Annotated in this window: 1 protein-coding gene and 1 pseudogene; both read right to left on the reverse strand. The window is 73.0% G+C overall.

Annotated features, from left to right (window positions below; translation table 11 throughout):
• A pseudogene (locus tag FV228_RS30140) lies at positions 1–197 on the reverse strand (hypothetical protein); the annotation flags it as partial.
• Positions 198–643: 446 nt separating this feature from the next.
• Positions 644–1,254: DUF1932 domain-containing protein (locus FV228_RS30145; RefSeq protein ID WP_147857777.1), on the reverse strand; the 611-nt coding region annotated here is incomplete at its 5' end.

Genomic DNA, 1,254 nt, shown 5'->3' on the forward strand with positions numbered 1-1,254 from the left:
GCCTTTGCCAGCATGCCCGATCCAGCCGCGACCGGCTCGATCGAGCCGGTCGCGGCTGGATCGGGCATGCTGGCAAAGGCCGCGATCGGACTCGCGGGGGTGGATTCGCGCTGCACGCGCAAGGTCCAATGGGCGGCGGTGGAGAGAGCGGCGATCCCGAGGATCGCCTTGATGCCGCCGGTGAGCAGGGCTCGCATGGTGGTCAGGCCCGAAAGAACGCGGTTACGCCGGACCGGATCCCGGCCCCATCGCATCATCGCGCGGGAGCGTGAACGAAGCTGCAACCGCCTGGCGTTGCATCGTCCCGGATCGGGGCAGGGCGCCGGATCGGGGGGCCTGGACGCCGCCGCGGGCGCCTGTCCGCGCCGGTAGCGAACGGAAATCTTTGTGGGCCTTGCGCCGAGCCCGCGGTTCCTGTTCCCCGCGCTCCCGACACTCCTGCAGCGACTCGGCCCACTGAGCCTCACAGGATTGGTCCAGAGAACTGGTCCGAACCACCCCGTCACTGCCGGCCCCGCTACCATGCAGGCCCGAGCGGGCTCGCGAAACCTTCAGGCGCATCGGCCGCGGGAGACCGCTCGTGTAGAGGGTGGCAGCCGAGCCGGCAACAGAGCGACGGCCGATTCGGCGCCCCCCGCGGCGATCAGCGCGCCGCAGCGGCCGCGGCGAAGCGCATCAGCGCGGCGATCTCGGCGTCGTCCGACCCCGCGGCCAGGCGCGCGTACAGATCGGCAAAACCCGAAAACACCTGCCGCCCGGCCGCGTCCGGCCCGAGGAAGTCGGCGATCTCACCCATCTCGGGCGCCCAGCGATAGGCCTTCGGCGCCATGTCGGGCAGGGCCTTGGCGAACCGGGCCAGCAGCGCCGGCTCGTTCTCGGCGAGCTCTTCGAGAAGAGCCGTACCGGCCCCGGCCCGCTCGGCGGCCAGGACCATGAGGGCGGCGAGCGCCGTCAGGCCCTTGTTGAGGCCGGCATAGCTCATCTTGAGGCTGGAGGCCGCGCCGACGGGCCCGGGGCAGACGCGCAGGTCCAGCCCCAACGCGCGCAGGGCCATCGCCGGGGCGGTATCGTCCCCGGAGACGTAGACGCGGGGCCCCGTGCTGCCGGGCTTCGGCGGCAGGCCCAGGATCGCCCCGTCGAGGAAGGGCGCGCCCGCGCCGGCGACGATCGCGGCGATGCGCCCGACCGTGTCCGGGCTGACGGCGTTGGCGTCGACATAGACCGGCTTGCGCGGCGCCGCCGCCAGGACCGGGG

Origin of the sequence: Methylobacterium sp. WL18, from assembly GCF_008040015.1 — a bacterium.
GTDB classification, from domain to species: domain Bacteria; phylum Pseudomonadota; class Alphaproteobacteria; order Rhizobiales; family Beijerinckiaceae; genus Methylobacterium; species Methylobacterium mesophilicum.